The sequence below is a fragment of the Myxococcus xanthus genome (assembly GCF_006402735.1).
Taxonomy (GTDB): Bacteria; Myxococcota; Myxococcia; order Myxococcales; family Myxococcaceae; genus Myxococcus; species Myxococcus xanthus_A.
On record NZ_CP017174.1, the window covers coordinates 8,090,918 to 8,109,324 of the forward strand.

Genomic DNA, 18,407 nt, shown 5'->3' on the forward strand with positions numbered 1-18,407 from the left:
GGCGCGAGCACACGGGCAGGCAGCCGGGCCCGCCGCGTGCGCCCTTGGCCAGTCAGGGAGAAGGCACCAGCGAGAGGGCCAGCGTGTTGAATGCAGGGAACTCCATGACGTCCGGAGGAACCCGCCCGTCCGGCACAGCCATGCGCACCACCACCAGGTCCTGCGCTGGCACCACCAGCAGGAGCTGCCCGAAGGAGCCTCGCGCGGAGTAACCCCGGGGCGCGCCCTCCACCTGCGTGCGCAGCGGGATGCGGGCGCTCTTCTCCATGAACTCCATGACGCCCTTCATCCCGCCCAGCCGCTCGGAGAGCACCTGCATGAAGTCCCCGGAGGGAATCGGCTTGTCCACCACGTCCCGCAGACGAGACAGCGACGCCTCGGACATGCCGTTGCGGCGCGCCTCGTTCACCATGTCCTGGCCCAGCACGCGGAACGACTTGTCGTAGACGAGCCACCACAACAAGCCCGCCGTGGGGGTGAGGGCCTGCGATGGCGCGGCGGTGCACTCCTGAATCCAGGCCTCGCTCAGGATGCGCTGGCCCTGCCAGACGCCTCGCTGGAGCATCAACTGGCCCACCTTGGCGAAGTCCACGGGGTGCAGGCGCAGGCCGGACATGCCCAGCGGATTGCCGGACGGATCCTTCTGCCAGAACACGTCACGGATGCCGAGCGGCTCGAAGAGGCGCCGCATGAGATAGGCGTCCAGCTTCTCGCCCGAGGCGCGCTCCACCACGCCCGCGAGCAGGTTGGTGGCCTTGTTGTTGTAGAAGAACTGGCTGCCCGGGACGTCCACCACGTGAGCGTCCAGCGCGTATCGGACGAAGTCTCGCGACTCGTAGATGTCCATCGCGTTGGCGTTCGCCGCCAGCCCCGAGGTGTGGCTGAGCAGGTGCCGCAGGGTGACCTTCCCCTTGAGGCCGTCCTTCCACTCCGGGAAGAGGGTGGAGACGGGCGCGTCGACGGAGGCAATCTTCCCCTCGTCGATGAGCAGGCCGATGGCCAGCGCCACCACGCCCTTGGTCGCGGACATGGACTCGATGCGCTGCGTCTCCCCACCAAAGTACCACTCGCCCACCACCTTGCCGTGACGGAGCACGACCAGTGCCGACGATCCCGCGTCCTCGGCTGCCTTCACGAAGGCCGCCAGCGCCGGCTCAGACACTCCCGCCTCCGCGGGCGTCGTCGTCTCCAGCCCTGCCCCCACGTTGCCCTCGGCACGGGCCTTCAGCGCGTTCTCCCGGGCCCGAGCCACCAGCGCGTCGTAGCCGGGCATCCTCCGCAGCGGCGCCAGGGACTTGTCGTGCAGCAAGTCGCCCAGTGAGCTCATCCCGCGTTCGACGGCGCGCTCCAGCCAGGTGAACGCCGCGGCATCGTCACCGGTGCCCAGCGAGGCATAGGCGGCGTACCAGGCCACGTCGTCCGTCTGGTGGCCGCCGTCCCACAGCCGCTGTATCTCCGAGAGCGCGGAGTCGAAGTGCCCCGCCTCCATCGCCATGCCCGCCCGTTGCAGGGCCTCGCGCAACTGGGATTCGGGGTCCACGGGCGCCTGCGCCACAGGAGCCGGAGGCGTGGCGACCGGTTGCGCGTGGGCACAGGCCAGTAAGGTGCAGAGCGGAAGGAAGAGGCGGTATCGCATGGGCGCTCCAAGGGACGTGTTCTGTTCGGACAACGTTCCTGGAAGACCGATATTGCACGACACACGCGCCAGGGCGAGGGACGAAGCGGGCGCCCCCGGCGCATCCGGTCCATGAACGCGGCCTCGACGCGCGGCAAGCCCACGATGAGCGAAGTCGCGCCGTTCGTGCCGCACCATGACCGAGCCGAGGAATGGCGGCCCGCAGCCCAGGGGGAATAACGCCCCCTGGGCTGGAGCAGCGGCTTGCGGTGCCACTTCGTGGGAGGGACGCTACGTCAATGGCATCCAGTCCAGACGAACAGCGCGCACAAGGCCGCGCCCATCCATTTCACGAACCAATAACAATGTAGGGATCGAAGTAGAAATACTCGACGGTCGCCCCGTCCCTCGTCAGTCCGAACACCAATCCGTACTGGAGCACACCGCTCACGATCGTACTGGCATTGAACGTGACGTACGGGATGTAGCTGCGCGTCAAGCTGGCCGTGAGGTCCTGGTCGATGAGCGGGTTGTTGGGCCAATAGCTCCAGGAAGGAGGCGTCTGCGTCCACGACACGCCATCGTCGCCGAACGCGATGAAGTCAGGCGTGGGGCCCGGATCCATGTCGAAGTTGGGGATGTCGATGGGCCGCTTCGAGGAATCCTTCATGTCCGCGACCTTGAGCTGAGTGCCCTGGAACGTATGCGCGATGATGCCGTTGGGCGCGAGCTTCACGGACGTGAGGTGGTTCTGCTCCTCCGTGTAGATGCGGATGTTCTCCCCCTTCGCGACGGGCACCTTGTAGTCGGCGTCTTGGGGCTTGTCGTTCACGACAAGCGGAGGATGCCCGACCGAGACCGCGGTGTTGACGGAGGCCCCGCCCTTGGGAAGTGCACTGGAATCAATCAGGAAGACGATCTTCGCCATGTACGCACCAATTCTTTCGTGTGGTTGATGTCTATCGCTGCTGAACCCTCACATCGGGTTCACGGCAAGGAGTTCATCCCGCCTGACGCAAACAAGAGCAACTCACATGCCAGCAACCGCTCACCCCTTGCTGCGTCTGAAATCCACATGAAGGCTGGAGTTCCGCCATGCGCCTGACGCGTCAGTCGCTGTCGCTGCCACTCCACGCCTAACGTGCAATTCATTGCTCCGCGCGCGCCCGAATCCACCTCAATCACAGACGCATACCCACCTCCATTCCAGCAACAGCATATGGAACCGGGGGAGGACTGGACCCGCCCCATACGGTCGTCACGTCCCGAGACAGGGCACAGGTGCGCGACGACGTACGACGGGATGGGATGCGTAGGAGAAACCCCTGAGGCCCTGGTTCCGGCGGAATGGCCCTCACGAGGGACGTGGCGGGCGAGCCCGCGGGACCTTCCCGCTGAACGACAGGCACGGACCTGACCTGTCAGGTGATTGGATTTGCTGCTCGCGCGAAGAGGACTGACATGAGGCACTGCTGACACGTCAGGCGCGCCATCAACGCGTCAGGCTTCCAGGTGAGGAAGCATCGGCACCGTGACTCATTCGGACGTTCCACGTTGGGTCTCCCACTCGAACGAGAGCGGCGCACCGCCTCGCAGCCGGGCAGACCTTTTCCGGCAAACCAACGTCGCCGGTGGGTACGAGCGCTCAAGACACGTAGGTCGAGACTCGCACAGCACACTTCCCCACGAAGGCGCGCGAGCCCACGGCCCGCGCGCCCCCCCGTGGGCTCAGCTCCCGCGACGGCGGTAACCCGCCAGTCCCATCAGGCCCAGCAGCGCGAAGGCCGCCGCGGAGCCACCCGTGCTGCTGCACCCCGACTGGGCCGCGACGCCCTCATCCGGGGAGATGCCTCCGGGCGGGGGCACGTTTGGCCCAGGCTCCGTGCCCGCGTCCCAGGCAGGCGTCCCCGCGTCCGTCTCCGGCCGCGGCCCCGGCTCCTCGGCCCCACCTGCGTCCACGGGGTCCGGGTCCACGCTGCCCGCGTCCACGGGCGCACCTGCATCGATGGGCGAGCCTGCGTCGATGGGCGAGCCCGCGTCCACCGGCGTCCCCGCGTCCACGGGAGGCGGCTCCGGATTCTGCTCGAGCACGTCCGACAGCGCCGTCGCCTGCATGAAACCATCGTGGTAGACGACGCCCACCGACCGCACCGTGTCGCTCCGGTAGAGGCCGAGCTTCAGGTAGTTGCGCTGCCCCGAGTACATCGTCATCGCGCCGCGCTTGGGCAGCACCAGTTCCTTGTTGTGCCACAGCTCGACGAAGCCCACCTTCGGGTCCGACGACCACTTCGCGTGCAGGATGAACTCGTGCCACACGCCACGGGTGAGCTTCGTGCGCCAGGGAATCTCGCTGGTGCCTGGGAGCGACAGCCGGATTTCCTCCCCCTTCACATAGAACTCCACCGGCGGCGAACCACAGCACCCGTCGTGGTGCCACTGGGTGAAGAGCTGCCAGGTGTCCACGCTGGGGAAGTCGTTCGCGAACATCACCTTCCAGCGGTAGTAGTACTCCGAACCCACCGGCTCGTTGCTGATGTAGACCAGCTCGTTGCGATTCCCGCTGGCGTTGATGGGGTCGTCGCCCTGATGCACCGTCGCCTTCAGCGCGTACTTGCCCTCGGCCACGGGTGACGTCACCACCTGTAGCCGGTTCGCGTTCACCATCTGCGCGCCGGAGTACTGCGAGCGGTCACCCGTCTCGAAGTCCCCCCGCCACACGACGCCTGCCATGGCGAGCCCGGGGACGCACCACATCACAAGCCATCCGGGGACAAAGGCTCTCAAAATGCATCCTCGTAAAGGTTTGGAATGCAACAACCGGCACACCGTACCGCAAACCATTCCTTGCTTCATTCCCCCACGAAACCCTTCCCGCTGGGCCGGCAAGTGAGCAGACGGGCATGCAAGGCCTTGAATGTTTCACGCCATGTTTCACGTCGAGCGCAGGGCGGCTGACACACTCCGGGCGTCCTGGCAAGCCGACAGCAACACGTCGCGTCATCAACACGCCGACCAACCTTCAAGCTGACTGGCGGCAGGTGTGGGGTATAGTCCGCACTTTCCGGCGCTCCGTTCCGGGGGCGCCCCGAGTGTCCCCATGCTTGTCCTGCGTGACGTCCAGAAGACCGACCTGCCCGGGCTCAAAAGGCTCGCGGCCGTGCTGAACACGGTGAACCTGCCGAACAACGAGGAAACGCTGTCGGCCATCGTGGACACGTCGGTGAAGAGCTTCGCGGGCAAGGTGAAGAACCCCTTCGAGCGCGAGTACCTCTTCGTGCTGGAGGACGTGCGCAACAGCCTCATCATCGGCACGTCGATGATCATCGCGCAGCACGGCACCTATGAGGCTCCGCACATCTATTACGAGGTGAGCGAGCGCGAGCACTACTCCGCGTCCCTCTCCCGTCACCTTCGCCACAAGGTCCTCTCCATCGCCTACAACTACGAGGGCCCCACCGAGGTGGGCGGCCTCGTCGTGGACCCGCCCTACCGCGCCACGCCGGACAAGCCCGGCAAGCAGCTGTCCTACGGGCGCTTCCTCTTCATCGCCATGCACCGGCGGCTCTTCCGCCCCCGCGTGCTGGCGGAGCTGCTGCCGCCGCTGCTGCCGGACGGCCGCAGCCTCTTGTGGGAGGCCTGCGGCAAGAAGTTCACCGGCCTCACCTACCAGGAGGCGGACCGCCTCAGCCGGCAGAACAAGGAGTTCATCAAGGAGCTCTTCCCCGCCTCGGACATCTACGCGTCGCTCTTCCCCGCGCGCGTGCAGAAGGTTCTGGGCGAGGTGGGCCCGCAGACGCGCGGCGTGCAGCGCATGCTGGAGCGCATCGGCTTCAAGTACATGGAGCGCATCGACCCGTTCGACGGCGGTCCCCACTTCGAGGCCGACACCGCCGACATCTCCCTGGTGCGCAAGTTCCGCACGCTCAAGGTGGCGGAGGAGGACTTCGACCTGGAAGGAGATGACGTCCTCGTCGCGGTGGAGAGTGACTCCGGCCGCAACCGCTTCCGCTCCGTGCGCTGCCAGGCCCGGCTGGAGAACACCCAGGCCTTCCTGCCCGCGCGAGCCAAGGAGGTCCTGGACGTCCAGGCCGGAGCGAAGGTGTCCATCATCCCCTTCGAATAACCCACTGCCTCACGGCCGGCGCACCACCCGGTGCGCCCCGCGCAGCAGCGACAGCCAGCGCGCCCCCGCCTCCAGCGCGGGGCCCTGCGCCTCCGCCAGGGCGATGGGCAGGTGCGTATGCGGTGACACCTCGTCCAGGGACGTCGGGTCCAAATCCAACGTCCCGCCCGTCGCCAGCGCCACTCGCACCCAGGCGTGGGGCCGCGCCGGCCCGCCGTCCACCACCAGCAGCCCATGCACCAGCGCCACCTTCACGCCCCGAGCACGGGCCCCCGCGGCGAAGCGCAGCGCGTGCGCTAGGCACCCACCCGCCTCGCCCTCGCCGTCCTCGCTCCAGTCCGAGCCACCGGGCGTCTTCTCCGGGAAGGCCGCGTGGACCTCGGCCGCCAGCGTCCGCGCCGCCGCCGCCATCCACGGTGTCAGCCCCGCGAGCCGCGCTGGAACGTCGAGCGGCGGCTCCAGCGACAGCGCGCCCCGGGCCCCCTCCACGGGCAGTCCGTCCGCGAAGAGCTCGGGAGGCGCGCGCAGCCGCTCCCCAGGCGCGGCCACGGTGAAGCGCGAGTCGCCCACCTCCAGCGCCTCCATCCGGCCGTCCGCCCCGTAGCGGGCCTGGAAGGCCGTCCCCAACAACGTTCCCTCTACGCGCCGGTCCTCCACCCGGGTGACGCAGTGCGGGCCCTCGCGGCCCGTCAGCTCCTCCCGCCCCACGACACACCCCACGGCGGGCCCGCCCTTCCAGAGCCACAGCGCCTGCGGCACCGCCGGCGAGCCACGCACCCGCCCCCGGGCATCCACCTCCAGGGACTGTTCCCGGCGGCGCGCTCCCGTCTTTCCGGCGCGGGTGTGCAGGTGCTGGCTGACGTAGGTGAAACGGCCCGGCTCCAGTTTCAGCGTCACCGTGCCCACCGGCACGCCGCGCCAGGCGAAGACGTAACGCGTGGAATCCGCCTGGAGCGCGGGTGGCGAGCCAGCGCTGCCGGGATTCTCTGGCTTTACCGGGAGCGTCAGCAGCAGCAGGGCAAGCAGGGTGGCCACGGCCCCAGTGTGCGGCGTTTTGAGGACCGGCGCGAGAAGGCGGAGTAGCGTTCCACTCCTTCATGGGCGCCAAACGGTACCTGTTCACGTTCGGCCTGGCGGCAGGGCTGGTCTCCGCGCTTCTCCTGGGGGGGATGCTGCGGGCCGTCTCCGGGGGGCCGCTTTCGAATGCCACCTGGGCGGTGGTGCTGCTCGCCACGCCCGCGCTCTATCTCGCGGGGGGATACCTCGCGTGGTTCCGCTGGGCGGCGCAGCGGCGGCGGGTGCGCCGGCAGGTGATGGCGCGGCTGGCGGAGGGCGACCTCACCACCACGGTGGGGCCGCGCTATGAAGGCCACGAGGACGTGCGCCGCCTCATCCTGTCCCTGCGGCGCGCCCTCGCGCAGGTGCAGCGGGTGACGGCCAACCTGCACCGCACCAGCACGGACGTGAGCGGGCAGGCCCGGATGCTGCTGGAGGCCGCGCGGCGGCAGGGCGGCGCGGTGGAGCGCACGCTGGAGGCCGTCAGCGGCATGGGCGGCAGCCTCCAGGTGGCAGGCAAGCGGGTGCACCAACTGGAGGTCTTCGCCGTCGACACCACCGGCGCGTTGCTGGAGATGACGGAGCGGCTGGAGCAGGTGGTGGACTCGCTGGCCCAGGTCAACACCTTCGCCCACAACACCACGTCACTGATGCAGGCCATGGCCGAGCGGATGGCCAACATCGCCGCGTCCGGTGACGAGCTGGGCCGCTTCGCCAGCGAGGCCGAGGACTTCGTCGCCGCCGTGGAAGGCGGCATCGATTCCGTGCGCCGCCGTGCCAATGAGACGAACCAGTTGGCCATCGCCGTGACGGCCACCGCCGAGCGCGGCGAGGTGCTGGTGGGCGACAGCGTCAAGGGCATGTACCGGGTGGAGGAGACGGTCCGGAAGGCCGCCGAGCTGATGGAGATGCTGGGCACGCGCTCGACGGAAATCGGCCGCATCGTCGACGTCATCCAGGAGATTGCGGACCAGACCAACCTGCTGGCCCTCAATGCCGCCATCATCGCCGCCCAGGCGGGCGTGCAGGGACGGCCCTTCGGCGTGGTGGCCAACGAGATTCGCAACCTGGCCGAGCGCACCACGCGCTCCACCCGCGAAATCGGCGCCATGGTGGCGGGCGTGCGCGACGCCGTACAGACAGCGGTGGCGCTGGTGCAGGAAGGCCGCGAGCGAGCCACCGCCGGTGTGGCCCTGGGCGACCGTGCCGCGGAAGCCCTGGTGGAGATTCGCACCATCACCCAGCGCACCTTCACCGCCGTTGAAGCCACGGTGGCGGAGACGCAACGGCTGGAGGCCCAGGGTGCCACGGTCGTGGAGGCCAGCCGCCGCGTGGCCCTGCGGGTGGAGAACGTCACGCGCATGGCCATCGAACAGTCCGGCCACGCGCGCGAGCTGCTGCGACAGACGCAGGAGATGGCCCGCGTGGGCCAGGGCGCCTCGCAGAAGGCGGAGGCCCAGGCGCGCACCGGGCGCGACCTCTCCGAGTCGGTGGTGCGGCTGAGCGCCGCCCTGGAGGAGCTGCGCTCCGCCAACGTGGTGCTCACCAAGGCCGACGCCTCCATCCGCGAGGAAATCGCCCAGGTGCGCGAGGACGCACACCGGGTCATCCGCATCGGCGACGGGCTGACGCGAACGGTGGACCAGTTGGGCCACGAAGCCGAGGGCCTGGAAGCGGAAGTGTACCACTTCAAGCTCCCCACGCCCCACTCCGGCGGGACGCTGCGCGTGGGCATGCACCAGGCCGCGTCGCTGCGGAACCGCCAGGCGGTGGACCCGCTCTTCAGCGTGGAGAACCAGGTCTCCGAGCTCACCGCGTGCGTGTTCTCCACGCTGGTGCGCAGAGAGGACGGCGGGCTGGAGCCCGACCTGGCCGAGCGCTGGGACGCAGACCCTTCCGCGCGCCGCTACCGCTTCTATCTGCGCCGTGGCGTCACCTTCCACGACGGCACGCTGCTGACGGCGAGCGACGTGAAGCGCCACCTGGAGCGGCTGCTGGACCCGGCGCTCCGCTCGCCCGACCGGAGCCTCTTGGAGGACGTGGAGGGCGCGCCGGAGTTCGCCGCTGGCATGGCGCGCGACGTGTCCGGCCTGGAAGTGCTGGACGACCACACGCTGGAGATTCGCCTCCGCGAGCCCAAGGCGTTCTTCCTCCAGTTGATGGCGCTCACCGCCACCGCGGTGGCCCGGACGGACGCCAACGGGCGGCTGGTGGGCACCGGGCCGTTCCGGCTCCTCGCCCTGGAGCCCGAGCACGTAGTGCTGGAGCGGAACCCCTCTTACTGGCGCCCGGGCGGACCGATGGTGGACCGGCTGGAGTTCCTGCTCGCTGGTTCTCGCAAGGAAGCGGTGGCGCTGCTGCGCCAGGGGGCGGTGGACCTGGTGTCGTTCCTCGACACGGAGCATGTGGAGCTGCCCGGCCTGGAGGCCTTCCAGCTTGCCGCGAGCACCACGCCCTCCACGGCCTTCGTGGTGCTCAACCACCGGGAGGCGCCCTTCGACGACGTGAGAGTCCGTCGCGCGCTCCGCGCGGGCATGGACATCCAGGCCATGGTGAGCCAGTTCCACCCCGGCGCGCGCGTGGCTCGCTCGCTGACCCCACCCGAGCTGCTGGATGACGCGGACATGGGACCCGCGCCCGTACCGGACGTGGCCCTCGCCGAGCAACTGCTGCGAGAGGTAGGCCTGCGCAGGCTGCGGCTGACGCTCCACCGTCCCACCGGCAATGACCACTCCGCGGAGGACGCGGTGCTCTTCCGCCCGCTGCTCCAGGCCGGGCTGCTGGAGCTGCGCTACGTGGAGATGTCGCGCGAGGAATACACCGCCCAGGTGACCGAGGGCCGCCTCCCCGCCTTCCGCAGTCGCTGGCTGGCCGACTACCCGGACCCGGACACCTTCCTGTACTTCCTCCTCCACTCCAACGCCCAGACGGTGTTCCCCATGGGCTACCGGAACCCGGAGCTGGACCGGCTCACCGCCGAGGCCCGCGTCTCCATCGACCCGGAGCTGCGCCGTCAGCTCTATCTGCGCGCGGAGCAGCTGTTCCGGGAGGACTGCCCCCTCATCCCGCTGTACCACGACCGCGCCCACGCGGCCGCGACCCCCGCGGTCCAAAGTCTGCGGCTGCACCAGACGCCGCCCCAGGTGCGCTTCGACGACCTCTGGGTCGACCCGAACGCCTCCACCTGAGACAGCCCAAGGCACGGGTGGCGCGCGACGCCGGCATCACGGAGATTCGATTCTCATCCGCGAGGCTCCACCATGGCGCTGCGGCCAGCCGCGGTCTTCCGTCGTGAAGTCCCGCCCCAGGCCGTACGACTCCAGTCGCCACACGCCATCGCGGTTCAAGACGACATACAGGTGCTGCCCCAGGAACGCGGCACCCGCCACCTGCGGGCGACTGGGAAGCGGGCAGCTGCCGACTCGGGCACCTTGAGCAAAGAACTGTATCCATGCCTGGTGGCCCTCCGGCAGTTCGGCGTCAGCGAGCACCCCCACCACGCCCCCTTGAAGCAACGCGGCTTCGTACACCGTGCCCGGTGCCACCTCATCCGGAAGCGCATCCACCTCCCACACCACGTGTCCGGACTCCGGGTCCACGGCGCGAAGCACGACACGCTCCTCCCGCGCCGTGCAGGGAACGCCGTCCGTACGCGCACATGCCCGTGCGAAGAGATGGCCAGGCTGTCCATCTGAGGGCAGTAGCGCCGGCTCCGCGATGGGCACCCGCACGCTGGCTCCACCGCCCCCTTCCGAGAGCATGACGGGCACGCCGCCATCCTCCGGCACAAAGGCTCGCGCTCCCACCAGCAGCCGCCCACCCGCGATGGCCAGTGACGCACCTCCATCCGGAACACCGCCATCCAGCAGCGCACTCAACTTCAACTCCGTCCCCCCACTGCCATACGCCACTCCTGGCGACACCTTCGAGAGCGCGCTGGCATCGAAGTCAGGCCCGGCAGGCTGCCCGCTGTCCCGCTTCGCGCCGTCGTCAGCTCCGGCGGTTGCGAGCCTCGCGCTTCGGGCGTCGAGTTCCACCCGCGCCAGCCGTCCATCCACCGTGTAGAGATAGGCCGTCCCCAGCACGTCCAGCCCCAGCCGCGCCTCTCCTCGCCAGGCTTCGACCTGTGACGCGCCCAGCAATGTGCCCGCGTCCTCGCGACCCGACAGCCAGACGAGCCTCGCGGATTCGGGCGAGGTGCCGCCATCATCCACACCGCCGGCATCCGGCACGGCCCGCCACGCGACGTACGCGAGTACGTCCTCCTCGTGCGTAAGCGCGATGTGGCTCGCGGCGGCGCCTCCCGGCGGAAGGTCCCCGCCCGCCCCTAGCGACGCCCACGAGGCATGCCACAGGCGCGCACCGGAGCCGCGCGGCGCATAGGCCTCGAGCCCCTCTGACGCATGGACCACCACGCCCGCGTCCGACACGGCCAGCAGCGTCCGCGCGCCCCCATCCGGATACGAAGACACGTACCGCAGCAGCCCCGAGCGCGTGTACGCGACCAACTGGCAGCCCGCGTCCCCGCCACACACGGAGGTGTAGAGAGAGTCCTCCGAGACGAGCAACACCGTCCCACCGTCCGCCTCCACCGGCACGCCTTCCAGCGCCAGGCTGAGCTCCGGCGCGAGTTCGACAGGGTCCGGCCGCTGGCACACGCCCCCCTGGCACGTCCCTTCTCCCTGGCAGGCGGTAGCGGGCGCGCAGACGAAGCCCTCGGGTGGCGTCACCTCCCGGCATGCGCCGCTGAAGCACAGACGCGCCGTCTGACAGTCCGCCGGGCCACAAGGACTGAAGTCGTCGGCGTCCACCGCCGTGCAGCCCTCGTCCCGGTCGCACAATCCCACCTTGCAGGGGTTCTCCGGCGTGGGGCACGCCACCCGCGACGTCACACACCCCCGCGAGGGCGAACACGCATCCACCGTGCACGGGTTGTTGTCGTCACACGTCCTCGGGTGGCCCACGCAGACGCTCGCCTGGCAGCGGCCGTCCACCTGACAGCGGCTCTCCGGCGTGCACGCGGCGCCTTCCTCCAGCGGCGTTTCCACGCACGTCCCGGATGCCACGTCGAAGCGGGAGTCGAAGCAGGGGCGCTCCGGACACGGCGTGGGCCGGATGCCCAGGCCCGTGAGGCGGACGGACGCCGTCAGCCCCGCGCCTGACAGCAGCAGCATTCCCTCCGACAGCCCATGCCCCGCGGTGAAGACGACCTCCACTTCAGTCGCGCCGCCGCCGGGTACGCTCACCTCGGACGTCACCACGGCGAAGGGTGCCGCTACGGATGCCGCCACCGTCAGGCCCGCTCGGCCCGTGGCCAGCACCGTCACCGCGCGGCGCGCCTGCGTCCCCTCCAGCACACGGCCGAAGTCCACCACCGCATCCCGGGGCCGGAACCCCTGACGCGAGCCTCCCGTCCCGGAGTCCCCCGACTGGCACCCACCCACGACGAGCATGAGCGCCACCAACAACGGACTCCAGGAACGCGCCTGCGGATGCATGCCCGCGACTCAAGCGCGGGGCCGCGCGCCCCTGCAATGCAACACCAAGGCGCCGTCCTGAGACGAACTCAAGGCCCCGGCGCGGGGGCACGGCGCCGGGCCAACATCCGGATGCCCACGCCAATGGCGCCAATGACGACCAGCCCCACCACCGCGTACTGGTACCGGGTGACGAGCGCCGTCAGCCGCTCCAGATTGCCGCCCACCGCCGTGCCCAGCCCCAGCACCAGCCCGGTATGTGCCATGGCGGACACCGCGCCCAGCGCCAGCGCGTTGAAGCGCGGCATGCGCGAGGCCCCCGCGGCGACGAAGATGAGGCCCCGGATGCCCGGCAGGAAACGATTCACCAGCAGCAGCCACGGCCCATTCACGCGCATGCGCGCTTGAACCTGTTCCAGCCGCGCATGGGTGATGCCGAAGAAGCTGCGCTCGGGGTGGGCGTCGAAGCGCTTCGCCAGCCAGTGCCCCACCGCGTAGTTGATGGCCGCGCCCGCCACGCTGCCCACCGTCACCACGAGGAAGACGAGCAGCCACGGTTGCGAGCCACGCACCGCGTACACGCCCCCCAGCAGGGTGATGGTGTCCCCGGGAAAGGGCGGCACGACGTACTCCAGCATCGCCGCCAGCCCCAGCACGAGCAGGCCCAGTGGCCCCAGGGCCGAGATGAGCTGGTCGATGAATTCCACCATCCGCGCGTGTGACCTCCAGCGAGCCGAGCACCGTCGGATTTAAGTCGGACGCCGCCGATGCGAAAGCGGCATCCACTCCGCCCCGCCCGGGGTGAACATCACCGGAGCGCGCGCCCGGCGTGAACCGCCGCCCCAGGCGCTGTCGCCTGAAGGAATACCGGCATCCGTGCGGCAGGTCCGCGAGCGGGGGCTCAGCCCGGCCACGGCAGGGCGCGGCCACCATGACTACCCTTCAGTTGCGCCCTTCAAACACGTGGACCTTCCGGGCGGAACGCATCCATGGCGGGCCCATCCCCTCACCGAGGTCTCTCGCCATGTCCTACCGCGTCACCATCACCCCCGAGCTCACGGAGGCCTACCAGCAGCTGCCGCCCTCCGAGCGCCAACCCATCCAGGAGCGGCTGGACATGCTCGCCGAGGCCGCCGAGGACGCCGCCTACTCCCCGTCCAGGATGAGCCGCCCCCATGCGAGCGAGCTCGCGGTCGTCTCCCCCGGTGCACACCGAATCTTCCTGGGCGACCAGTGGATTGCGTACCGCGTCCAGGCCGAGGACCGCACCCTCCAGTTGCTGGACTTTGGCAGTTGGAGCAAGAGCCCGCTGGCACGACAGGCGCCCACCGCGGCGGAATGGCACGGCTCGGGTCACCGGGAGGATGGCTGGGACAACGAGGGCGGCGGCAGTCCCCCGTACACGCCCTAGGCCGTCCCCCTTCCGCGCGAACGTCACGGCGTCGTGGACGTGGGCGCCTCGGCGGGCCGCGGCATCACCGTGCCGCCGTACTGCGTGGCCGCCAGCGTGCCACACGCCGCGCCAATCTCCTTGCCACCAGAGTACCGACGCGCCACCGGTGACTTGAGAATCTGGAGGTGGTCGCGGAACGCGCTCAGCTCCTCGGGCGTGGGCGGCAGGTACTTCCCGGTGGGGTCCGTCACGTCGATGAGGTCCACCTTGATGCGGATGCCCTCGAAGGCGGCCTTCAGCGCCTCGGCGTCCTCGCGGCCCAGGTTGAAGCCGCTGATGGCGACATAGGCGATCATCGCCCGCTCGCGCCGCACCTCGCTGTACTCGCGGATGGCGGCGATGAGCTCCGGCAGCGGGTGCGTCTTCTCAATCGGCAGCACCTTCGCGCGCTTCTCCGCGATGGCGCTCGTCACCGAGAAGGCCAGCCGGTACGGATGCCCTTCACGCACGTAGCGGCGGATGGCCGGCACATGGCCCGCCGTGGAGAAGGTAATCGCCTCCCCTGCGATGGAGAACCCCGCCGGGTGCCGCAGGATGTCCGCGGCCCGCAGCGTCTCCTTGTAGTTGAGGAGCGGCTCCCCCATCCCCATGAAGACGACGCCGCGCACCGGCCGGTCCGCTTCCTCCCGGACCTGGAGCACCTGGTCCAATATCTCCCAGGTCTGCAGATTCCTTTTGAAGCCCAACTTCCCCGTCATGCAGAAGTCGCACGCCAGCGCACAGCCCACCTGGCTGGAGACGCAGATGACGTACTTCTCATCGAAGATGGGGATGCGGACCGCTTCAATACGTCCGCCCAGCGGCGAGTCGAAGAGGTACTTCACGAAGCCGTCGTCCGCGCGGCGGCGCTCGACGATTGCCAGCTTCGGCATCTCCGCGTGGGCACGCAGGTGGTCTCCCACGCGGCGCGGCACCTGGCGGGCCGAAGCGACTTCCTCCACGGACTGCGCACCGTGGGCGAAGACGGCCGCGAACACCTTGCGGATGGCGGTGGGCGATGGGGAGAGCGGCGCGAGCGCGGCCTCCAGTTCCTGCAACGACAATGACTTCAGGTTCACGAGGCGGACTTGATTTTGGAGCGAAGGAACTCGGTGAGCTTCTCGGAGACTTCCTTCGGCATCTTCGCCACCAGCGCCTTCTTGCATAGCCCGGGCGTGGCCCGGTAGGTGCGCAGGAAGTCCACACAGGGGCTGCACCCGCGCAGGTGCTCACGCAGGTGCTGTGTGTCCTCGGGAGACATCTCTCCGTCGAGGAATTGCAGCAGGAGGTTGATGGAATCTTTGCAGTTGTACATCCGAACCTCGGCTGGCTGCGGCGCGCCCTCGTTCCTCTCGATGATGCCGAGCGCTTCGTCGCGTTTCACAACTCCCGGCTGTCCCGGTTGTAGAAAGCGTCGATGGCTTCACGGAGCGCGAGCCGTGCCCGGTGCAACCGGCTCTTGATGGCGGGGATGGAGTCCCCCGTTGCCTCTGCAATCTGTTCGTAACTGAGGCCCTCCACGTCTTTCAAGAGGAAGACCTCCCGGTACCCCTCGGGCAGGCGGTCCGAGGCTTGCTGGATGGCGGAGCCCAGCTCGGCGTCCAGGGCCTTCTCCTCGGCGTCCCGGCTCCAATCCGTCTGGGGATAATCCGCCAGGGAGCCCCGCTCGGTGAACTCCGGGCCCTGGAGCTCCTGCTCGGCTGCCTGGGCCACGCGGCGGTGGCGCAGGCGCATGAGCGCATGGTTGGCGGCGATGCGGTGCACCCAGGAGCCGAAGGCCGCATCCCCCCGGAAATCCTTCAGGTGTTGGTAGGCGGACAGGAAGGTATCCTGGGTGATTTCGGCCGCGTCGGCCTCCGAACGGGTCATCCGGAGCGCCAGGCCATACACCTTGTCCCGGTGGGCATCCACCAGGGCCTCGAAGGCGGAAACGTCTCCATCCTGTGCGCGAGAGAGGAGCTGACGGTCCTCTTCCCTGATGGCCTCGTCGGACATGGCGGGGCGCACCCAACCAGCCAGAAAGCCCGCCGTCAAGCGGGCTTGCGGCGCCCCGGTGGCGGCCCCTTGCTGACATGTTGACTGTCCCGGACCCACAAACGGAAGGGTTCGGCGGCCCACGCCCCGGCGTAGTCCACGCCAATCCGAGGCCCCCGGGACACGGCTGACTCGGGAACAGGCGTCCCGGGTCGCAGGTGCAGCGCGGGCGTGCACAGGCCCCGCCGGTTGTGCGCCCGGGTGAGGCCCAGCGCCTTGCACAAGCGGCCCGGCCCGTCCGTGCGCGTCCCCGGGGGAAGGCCCTCCACCGGCTCCACCGCCCGCACCAGCACCGCCGCGCCCACCCCCGTGGCATCCGTCACCACGTTGAAACAGTGGTGCATGCCATAAATCAGATAGACGTACGCCACGCCGGCCGGGCCGAACATGACCTCGGTGCGAGGGGTGAGCCCCTTGGCCGCGTGGCACGCCAGGTCGTGCTCGCCGATATAGGCCTCCGTCTCCACGATGCGGCCCACGCGGCACTGTCCGCCCTCCTCCACCACCAGCAAGGTGCCAAGCAGCTCCCGGGCAACCACCAGCGCGGGACGGGCGTAGAAAGACTCCGGCAACCAGTTCACGCCTGGATGTTAACGGCCCTTCCGTTCGGAAAGCGAAGAACCCAGACACACTCGGAGAGCGTCGGCAGTTCCCACCGGCGCGGGGCTGGGGCAGATTGCATCGCACCATGTCCACACCCGGCCGGCTCTCCGGTCTTTTGCTCCCGCTCTTCTCCCTCCGCTCGCAGACCGACTTTGGCATCGGTGACTTCGGTGCCCTGGAGGGACTGTTCAGCTGGATGAAGGCCGCCCGCCAGCGGATGCTGATGGTGCTGCCGCTGCTGCCCACCGCGCCGGGTGACCCGAGCCCCTACGCGACGCGCTCGGCCTTCGGCCTCAATCCCCTCTTCATCGACCTGCAGCGGCTGCCGGAGTTCACCGCGGCCGGCGGCGAGGCGGCCCTGTCCGACGCGCAGCGCGCCCAGCTGACCGAGGCGCGTTCGGCGCCGCGCGTGCGCTACGATTTGGTCTTCCCCCTCAAGGACGCCGCCTTCGCGCGCGCCTTCGACGTCTTCGAAGCGCAGCACTGGGCGCCCCAGTCCGAGCGGGCGAAGGCCTTCCGCCAGTGGCGCGACGCCCAGGGCGAGTGGCTGGAGAGCTACGCGCTCTTCACCGCCATCAGCGAGCAGGAGGACCGCCGCCCATGGTGGGAGTGGCCGGAGCCGCTGCGCACCCGTCAGCCGGAGGCCCTGGCCCAGAAGTCCCGGGAGCTGGAGCGCCGCGTGCGCTACCACGCCTGGCTCCAGTGGGTGGCCGAGCAGCAGTGGAACGAGGTGCGGACGCAGGCCCGCGCCCAGGACGTCCTCCTGTGCGGCGACGAGCCGTTCATCATCGGTCAGGACAGCGCGGACGTGTGGGCGCACCCGGACATCCTGCGGCGCGACGCCCGCCTGGGCGTGCCTCCGGATGACTTCTCCGCCACGGGTCAGGACTGGGGCCTGCCCTACTTCGACCTGGCGGCCATGGAGAAGGACGACTTCGCGTGGCTGAAGATGCGCGCGAAGAAGGCGGCCAGCTACTACGACTTGCGCCGGGTGGACCACGCGGTGGGGTACTTCCGTCAGTGGATTCGCGACGCGCAGACGCCCACCGGGCGCTTCATCCCGCCGGACGAGGAGAGCCACCGCCGCCTGGGCGAGAAGACCTTCCGCCTGCTGTCCGAGGGCGCCGGCATCGTCGCCGAGGACCTGGGCGTGATTCCGCCCTTCGTGCGCCACATCCTCGCGGAGCTCAAGCTGCCCGGCTACCGGGTGATGCGCTGGGAGCGCGATGACAACCACTACCGCGACCCGCGCCAGTTCCCAGCGGTGTCCCTGGTCACCACCGGCACGCATGACACGGACACCGTGGCCGAGTGGTGGGAGGGCGCGGGCGACCACGAGCGGCAGGCGGCGGCGCGCTCGTGGCCGGAGCTCAACGGCGTGGCCATCACCCGCGAGTTCACCCCGGACGTGCACCGGGCCATGCTGGCCTCGGCGCTCAACGCCAACAGCGACCTGTGCGTATTGCCCTGGCAGGACGTGCTCGGCACCCGGGACCGCATCAACCTGCCCGGCTCCATGAGCGATTCGAACTGGGCCTACCGCATCGAGCAGAACGTGAGCGACCTGCTCACCGATTCGCGCACGCGCGAGGCCGCCGAGCGGCTGGCCTGGCTCACCGCGTCCGCGCGGCGCTGAGACACCGTCCGCCCGGGGGGCCCAACGTCCGCGGATACGCGCGGCCGCGACGGCCTCACGGTTTGATGCACTTCACCTGGGCCGGGAAGCCGTCGAACAGGGCGCAGGTGCGGTTGGAGTTGGCGCACTCCAGCCGCTCGCAGATGTCGTCGAAGACGCAGATGGGCGGCGAGCGGCCGAACTCCAGGAAGATTTCCGTGCAGAACTGGTACGGGTCCACGCAGCCGAACGAGCCGCAGTAGGGCGCGTCCGACAAGCTCTCGCCCTCCTTGGGGCGCACCGCCTCGTCCTCGGAGACACCACACGAGGACGCGCATACCGCGAGCACGGAGAACACCAGGCTTCTGATTCGCCGGGACTGGGCCATGGCCCCCCATCTTGGGCCAGGCGGGCGCGGCTTGCACGTCTTCGCGAGGCGTCATTCCGCGACA

General features: G+C 69.4%; 15 protein-coding genes. 4 read left to right on the top strand and 11 right to left on the bottom strand.

The window, feature by feature from the left end:
• Positions 1-52 precede the first annotated feature (52 nt).
• The 3 genes from BHS09_RS33250 to BHS09_RS33260 form a co-directional block, all read right to left on the bottom strand.
• Complete coding sequence (locus BHS09_RS33250; RefSeq protein ID WP_140795393.1) at positions 53-1,636, bottom strand: serine hydrolase domain-containing protein; 1,584 nt, start codon at positions 1,634-1,636, stop codon at positions 53-55.
• 328 nt (positions 1,637-1,964) lie between these two features.
• Positions 1,965-2,543, bottom strand: coding sequence for a hypothetical protein (locus BHS09_RS33255; protein WP_140795394.1), 579 nt, complete (start codon positions 2,541-2,543; stop codon positions 1,965-1,967).
• Between the two features lie 800 nt (positions 2,544-3,343).
• On the bottom strand, positions 3,344-4,456 hold the full coding sequence (locus BHS09_RS33260; RefSeq protein ID WP_140800824.1) for a polysaccharide lyase family 20 protein: 1,113 nt from the start codon (positions 4,454-4,456) through the stop codon (positions 3,344-3,346).
• Positions 4,457-4,712: 256 nt separating this feature from the next.
• Between BHS09_RS33260 and BHS09_RS33265 the strand changes: the two genes are divergently transcribed.
• On the top strand, positions 4,713-5,738 hold the full coding sequence (locus BHS09_RS33265; protein WP_140795395.1) for an arginine N-succinyltransferase: 1,026 nt from the start codon (positions 4,713-4,715) through the stop codon (positions 5,736-5,738).
• A gap of 9 nt (positions 5,739-5,747) precedes the next feature.
• Here BHS09_RS33265 and BHS09_RS33270 read toward each other — a convergent pair whose 3' ends face one another.
• Positions 5,748-6,773 (bottom strand): lasso peptide biosynthesis protein, encoded by a 1,026-nt coding sequence (locus BHS09_RS33270; protein WP_140800037.1) that lies wholly within the window; start codon positions 6,771-6,773, stop codon positions 5,748-5,750.
• A 62-nt stretch (positions 6,774-6,835) separates the two neighbouring features.
• On the opposite strand from BHS09_RS33270, the gene BHS09_RS33275 reads away from it, so the two are divergent.
• Positions 6,836-9,982: an ABC transporter substrate-binding protein gene (locus BHS09_RS33275; RefSeq protein ID WP_140800038.1), complete on the top strand. Its 3,147-nt coding sequence runs from the start codon at positions 6,836-6,838 to the stop codon at positions 9,980-9,982.
• A 36-nt stretch (positions 9,983-10,018) separates the two neighbouring features.
• On the opposite strand, the gene BHS09_RS33280 is transcribed toward BHS09_RS33275, so the two are convergent.
• On the bottom strand, positions 10,019-12,292 hold the full coding sequence (locus tag BHS09_RS33280) for a hypothetical protein (protein WP_140800039.1): 2,274 nt from the start codon (positions 12,290-12,292) through the stop codon (positions 10,019-10,021).
• A 68-nt stretch (positions 12,293-12,360) separates the two neighbouring features.
• A complete protein-coding gene (locus tag BHS09_RS33285; protein ID WP_140795399.1) occupies positions 12,361-12,981 on the bottom strand; it encodes a DedA family protein in 621 nt (206 codons plus the stop codon).
• Positions 12,982-13,295: 314 nt separating this feature from the next.
• Here BHS09_RS33285 and BHS09_RS33290 point away from each other — a divergent pair, with 314 nt between their 5' ends.
• On the top strand, positions 13,296-13,682 hold the full coding sequence (locus BHS09_RS33290; protein ID WP_237079977.1) for a type II toxin-antitoxin system RelE family toxin: 387 nt from the start codon (positions 13,296-13,298) through the stop codon (positions 13,680-13,682).
• Between the two features lie 23 nt (positions 13,683-13,705).
• On the opposite strand, the gene BHS09_RS33295 is transcribed toward BHS09_RS33290, so the two are convergent.
• Genes BHS09_RS33295 through BHS09_RS33310 form a run of 4 tightly spaced genes read right to left on the bottom strand, consistent with a single transcriptional unit; the run spans position 13,706 to position 16,318 of the window.
• Positions 13,706-14,782 carry a radical SAM protein gene (locus BHS09_RS33295; protein WP_140800040.1) on the bottom strand — a complete coding sequence of 359 codons (1,077 nt, stop codon included), beginning with the start codon at positions 14,780-14,782 and terminating at the stop codon, positions 13,706-13,708.
• On the bottom strand, positions 14,779-15,087 hold the full coding sequence (locus BHS09_RS33300) for an anti-sigma factor family protein (RefSeq protein WP_020478006.1): 309 nt from the start codon (positions 15,085-15,087) through the stop codon (positions 14,779-14,781). The genes BHS09_RS33295 and BHS09_RS33300 overlap by 4 nt, the downstream gene beginning before the upstream one ends.
• Positions 15,084-15,698: an RNA polymerase sigma factor gene (locus BHS09_RS33305; protein ID WP_140795401.1), complete on the bottom strand. Its 615-nt coding sequence runs from the start codon at positions 15,696-15,698 to the stop codon at positions 15,084-15,086. Before BHS09_RS33305 ends, BHS09_RS33300 begins: the two co-directional genes overlap by 4 nt.
• Before the next feature lie 35 nt (positions 15,699-15,733).
• The gene (locus tag BHS09_RS33310) at positions 15,734-16,318 is read right to left on the bottom strand and encodes a DNA-3-methyladenine glycosylase (protein WP_140800041.1); all 585 of its coding nucleotides are present in this window, start codon (positions 16,316-16,318) and stop codon (positions 15,734-15,736) included.
• 107 nt (positions 16,319-16,425) lie between these two features.
• On the opposite strand from BHS09_RS33310, the gene BHS09_RS33315 reads away from it, so the two are divergent.
• Entirely contained in the window at positions 16,426-17,976 is a 1,551-nt protein-coding gene (locus tag BHS09_RS33315; protein ID WP_140800042.1) for a 4-alpha-glucanotransferase, read from the top strand.
• Positions 17,977-18,031: 55 nt separating this feature from the next.
• On the opposite strand, the gene BHS09_RS33320 is transcribed toward BHS09_RS33315, so the two are convergent.
• The gene (locus BHS09_RS33320; protein ID WP_140795404.1) at positions 18,032-18,343 is read right to left on the bottom strand and encodes a hypothetical protein; all 312 of its coding nucleotides are present in this window, start codon (positions 18,341-18,343) and stop codon (positions 18,032-18,034) included.
• Positions 18,344-18,407: the final 64 nt, after the last annotated feature.

Excerpts from the sequence above, each read along its gene's own strand:
- BHS09_RS33250 (WP_140795393.1), bottom strand. The coding sequence starts at position 1,636 with ATGCGATACCGCCTCTTCCTTCCGCTCTGCACCTTACTGGCCTGTGCC.
- BHS09_RS33315 (WP_140800042.1), top strand. The coding sequence starts at position 16,426 with ATGTCCACACCCGGCCGGCTCTCCGGTCTTTTGCTCCCGCTCTTCTCC.
- BHS09_RS33305 (WP_140795401.1), bottom strand. The coding sequence starts at position 15,698 with ATGTCCGACGAGGCCATCAGGGAAGAGGACCGTCAGCTCCTCTCTCGC.
- BHS09_RS33320 (WP_140795404.1), bottom strand. The coding sequence starts at position 18,343 with ATGGCCCAGTCCCGGCGAATCAGAAGCCTGGTGTTCTCCGTGCTCGCG.
- BHS09_RS33260 (WP_140800824.1), bottom strand. The coding sequence starts at position 4,456 with ATGGTTTGCGGTACGGTGTGCCGGTTGTTGCATTCCAAACCTTTACGA.
- BHS09_RS33275 (WP_140800038.1), top strand. The coding sequence starts at position 6,836 with ATGGGCGCCAAACGGTACCTGTTCACGTTCGGCCTGGCGGCAGGGCTG.
- BHS09_RS33285 (WP_140795399.1), bottom strand. The coding sequence starts at position 12,981 with ATGGTGGAATTCATCGACCAGCTCATCTCGGCCCTGGGGCCACTGGGC.
- BHS09_RS33255 (WP_140795394.1), bottom strand. The coding sequence starts at position 2,543 with ATGGCGAAGATCGTCTTCCTGATTGATTCCAGTGCACTTCCCAAGGGC.
- BHS09_RS33290 (WP_237079977.1), top strand. The coding sequence starts at position 13,296 with ATGTCCTACCGCGTCACCATCACCCCCGAGCTCACGGAGGCCTACCAG.
- BHS09_RS33265 (WP_140795395.1), top strand. The coding sequence starts at position 4,713 with ATGCTTGTCCTGCGTGACGTCCAGAAGACCGACCTGCCCGGGCTCAAA.
- BHS09_RS33280 (WP_140800039.1), bottom strand. The coding sequence starts at position 12,292 with ATGCATCCGCAGGCGCGTTCCTGGAGTCCGTTGTTGGTGGCGCTCATG.